We start from the raw sequence: 4,027 nt of genomic DNA, 5'->3' as shown, positions 1-4,027 counted from the left end.
CCAGTCCCGGCTGTCGACGTCGGTGAACGCGGTGACGAAGCCCCGGTCGCCGAGGTCGCGGACGATCTGGAACTGGTTGTTGTCCAGCGCCAGCACTTCCGACGAGTAGGGCGGCCGGACGAGGTAGCTGACCTGGCCGGTCGCCCCGGCGATGACGAGCTGGGTCTGGTCGAGCTCACGGTTCATCCGGTCCTGCGACACGGTCGTCAGGTCGGGGTGGGTGAACGTGTGGATGCCGATCTCGGACCCGGAGTCGACGATGTCGCGCAGGATGGCGGGGTGCTGGGCGCCGAGCGAGCCGAGCACGAAGAACGTGCCGGGGACGTCGTAGCGGGTCAGGACGTCGAGGATCTGCGGCGTCCACTCGGGGTCGGGGCCGTCGTCGAACGTCAGTGCCACGGTCTTCGACGGGTAGCCGAGGCTGTGGACCTGGCCCCTGGTCGTGTCGACGACGGAGCCGCCGTCGAGCACCGACGCCGGCACCTTGTCGGTCGCGGCGCGTGGGGCCTGGCGCTCGGCGTCGGTACCGACCTTGGGGTTGACCAGCCCGTTGAGGGCGAGGATCGACGCGACCATCGCCATCGCGATCGCGAACAACACCCACTTGGGCCGCGGTACGCGGCGGCGGCGCGCTGCGCGGTCGGCGCGGGCCATCAGCCGCCGCCCGTCCCCGTGTTGCCGGGCACTTGGGGTTCCGAGGGCTGCGTGGGCGGGGGTGCCTCCGAGGTGCGGGTGATTCTGGTCCGTGTGCTCGTCGTCCTCGGCGACCTGGTCGTCGTCGGTGCTGCGCTCGTCGTCGTCGTCGTCGTCGGCGGCGACGGCGACGACACGACGGCCGCGGGGGAGACCGGCGCCATCGCCCGCGACACGACGTCGCCCAACGCCACCGGCTTCGGCGGCGTGGTCAGCGTGGGTGCCCCCGGCGGCTGCCCGTCCAGGATCCCCGCCGTCTCCGGGGTACCCCCGGCGACGGCGTCGCCCCCGCTCGGCAGCGGGACCAGCGAGGTCTCCTGGTGCGCGACGAGGCTCACCGCGACGACGCCCATGTAGACGGCACAGACCGACGCCGCGGCGTACGCCGTGATCTTGACGCGCCTGCGCCGCTTCCCGGTGCCGTCGACGAACACCGGGCCCCTGGCGCGAATGACCACCGTGGACTCGACGTCCCCGTCCTCGTCCCCGCTCATGATCCGTTCCGTCCGTTCGTGGCAGCGTTCGTGGCAGGGGGAGCGCCCGCGGCGTCCCGGAACACCTGGGTGAAGGCGAAGGCCGACTGGTCGACCCCGCTGCAGTCGGGGCGCGCCTTCGTCGTGCCCGGACAGCCGCCGTTGTCGCGGCCGAGCGACCAGAACCGGACGTCGTCGACGCCGAGACCCGGGAGCGTCGCCGCGAGCGTGCGCGCGTCGTCGAGGGTGGTGACCGGGCCCGTGTCGTTCTGGCCGATCATGATCGTGACCGCGAGTCCCGGTGCCGGCGAGAGCGTCGCGACCTGCGACCGCACGGCGTCGACCGCGTCCGACATCGACGACGACCACGTCCCGGAGGGCGGGAAGTTCATGACGAGCGGGTTGACGCTGAAGCGCACCCCCGCGGCGGCGACCGTCCTGGCGACGTCCAGCGCGCGCTCGTCGAGCCCCTCCTCCGCACCGGCGACCTGAAGCGTCAGGCTCACGGCGGTGCCGCGGCGGGTCTGCACCGTGTGCAGCGCGTCGGCCACCCGCTCGGTGGGCACGTCGGCCTCGACGTCGACGTCGAGCTGTGTGGCGCCGGTGGCGTCGAGGAGCCGTCCGTAGGCGTCGGCGAGCTCGTCGGCCGTGGCGCAGACGTTCTCCAGGTACTCGCCCGACGCGCCGCCCGTCGCGACGGTCAGCTTTCCGCCGCGGTCGCGCAGCGTGGTGAGCTGGGCGACGAGGGTGGGGTCGTCGACGGCGCGTTCACCACCCCAGGACGGGGTGCAGGCGCCGTTCGTGGCGAGCCCGAAGGAGAGGGCGACGTCGTTGCCGGCGCCCGCGTCGGACATCGCGGTGATGGGCGGGTTCGACGCGGAGACGTCGACGTAGGGGGTGACCGAGGATCCGGTCCGCAACGGCGCGGAGGTGTCGGCGGTATGGGCGGGCGGGGGTCCGGACGAGCAGCCCGCCAGGAGTGTGACGGCGAGTGCCGCCGTCCCGACGAGAGCCGCAGTGACCACGTGCGGTGGCACCGGTTGCCTCCGGGAACGGCACCGACGCCCATGCGGGGGCGGTGCGGGTCGGCGATATTCGGCGTGTGGGTTCATGGGGGAGCTGGATCTGTGGACTGGGGTGTCGCGGCTCGCGCATTCGGCGGGCACGTCGACCTCTTCGCAGGTTGGTCCCCCGGCGTTACAGCAGGTGAGGGGCGTCGCTCCACGACGGGCGCAATCCCGACAAATGCCTTTTCGGGGCACCGCGGCGACGTGGGGGAGGCCTCGAGGTTGCTCACGAGTTGATGTGGGTTCCGGTGTTCTCCCGGCGTGGGACGAATCGGCTCGAATCGGACGGAGCAACCCTTTTCGGCGCCATGTCGGGCGCGGGCGGGCCGACGAGGGCGCGCTCGCGGTCGCCGGTCGGCACCGTCTCGAACTGGCCGAGCCGGCGCAGTTTCTGCCAGCCCAGCCGGATGCCGGTCACCGCGGTCGAGACGGACTGGATGAGCACGGCGTACATGAGCTGGCGGTAGGCGAACTGCTGCAGCGGCAGGAGCCAGAGGATCGTCATCTTCTCGCGCTCGAGCCGGAACGCGACGATCGCGGCGACCGTCTGGGCCCCCAGCACCGCCGCCCACACGGCCAACGTGCGGACCGGGTCGTCGAAGACCAGTCCGTAGACGAGCAGGATGTCGATCAGCGGCGCTATCAGCGGCAGCACCACCTGGAAGATCCCGACGTTGAGCAGTCCCCGACGGGCGTAGCGGCCCGACGGCCCGGACGCGGTGACGGCGCGGCGGTGCTTCCACAGGGACTGGATCGTCCCGTAGCTCCACCGGTAGCGCTGCCGCCAGAGCTGTCCGAACGTGCCGGGCGCCTCGGTCCAGGCCCGCGCGCGTTGCTCGTAGACGACGCGCCAGCCGTTGATGCCGAGCGCCATCGTGAGGTCGGTGTCCTCGGCGAGGGTGTCGTCGCTGATGCCGCCGACGTCGAGCAGTGCGGTGCGGCGGAAGGCGCCGACGGCGCCGGCGACGGTGGTGATGCAGCCGAAGACGTCCTGCATGCGGCGGTCGAGGTTGAACCCGATCACGTACTCGATGTGCTGCCAGCGGGTCACGAGGCCGGTGCGGTTGGCGACCTTGGCGTTCCCTGCGACCGCGCCCACGCCGGGGTCGGCGAACGGCTGGGCCAGCAGGTGGACCGTGTCGCGTTCGAAGACCGTGTCACCGTCGAGCATCACCACGATGTCGTGCGACGCGGCGCGCACGCCGTTGTTGAGCGCGGCCGGCTTGCCCCCGTTGGCCTGCCGGATCAGGCGCAGCCCCGGAACCGCAAGGGTCTCGACGATCTCGGCGGTGCCGTCGGTGGAACCGTCGTCGACGACGATGATCTCCACGGGATGGTCGCTCGCCGCCACGGCGCGCACGGTCGCGGCGATGCACTCCTTCTCGTTGTACGCCGGGATGATCACCGAGACCGGGCTGGTGACGGGCGCCTCCGGTGGCCGGGCCGCGGAGCGGCGGGCCCGGCACGCGTGCACCACGGCGACAACGAGGACCAGCACGAGACGGACGATCACGAGCAGCCCGACGACGAGCAGGGCGAGCTCCATCGCGCGGACGATCCACGTCGCGATGCTGACGCCGGTGACGAGTCCGAAGCCCAGAGTGTGGTCGCTCGTCGACGCGGCCTGGTCGGCGGGCGGGAGCCCGACGCCCTTGCTGACGGTGGTGAACGTGTAGCCCTGGGCCTTCAGCTCGGGGATCAGCCGGTCGAGCGCCGCGACGGTCTCGGAACGGTCGCCACCGGCGTCGTGCATGAGGATCGCGCCGCCGGCCCCGTTCGGGGGGACGGACGCGT

General features: G+C 72.1%; 4 protein-coding genes. 1 reads left to right on the top strand and 3 read right to left on the bottom strand.

From position 1 onward, the window contains the following. Positions 1-654 (bottom strand): polysaccharide deacetylase family protein (locus tag TOK_RS34565; protein WP_253258716.1); only part of this gene is annotated, 654 nt, incomplete at its 3' end. A gap of 78 nt (positions 655-732) precedes the next feature. Here TOK_RS34565 and TOK_RS29365 point away from each other — a divergent pair. Then, entirely contained in the window at positions 733-1,050 is a 318-nt protein-coding gene (locus tag TOK_RS29365) for a hypothetical protein (RefSeq protein WP_216362138.1), read from the top strand. Between the two features lie 133 nt (positions 1,051-1,183). Here the strand turns inward: TOK_RS29365 and TOK_RS29360 are convergent, their stop codons facing one another. Together TOK_RS29360 and TOK_RS29355 are read right to left on the bottom strand one after the other, a co-directional pair. Then, entirely contained in the window at positions 1,184-2,191 is a 1,008-nt protein-coding gene (locus TOK_RS29360) for a glycosyl hydrolase (protein ID WP_098961222.1), read from the bottom strand. Positions 2,192-2,459: 268 nt separating this feature from the next. Next, on the bottom strand, positions 2,460-4,027 hold a 1,568-nt coding region (locus tag TOK_RS29355; protein WP_253258715.1), incomplete at its 5' end, for a bifunctional polysaccharide deacetylase/glycosyltransferase family 2 protein.

This window comes from Pseudonocardia sp. N23, from assembly GCF_002583555.1.
Lineage (GTDB): Bacteria > Actinomycetota > Actinomycetes > Mycobacteriales > Pseudonocardiaceae > Pseudonocardia.
The sequence above is the reverse complement of the archived record's forward strand: the minus strand, read 5'-3'. Positions and strand labels throughout refer to the sequence as shown.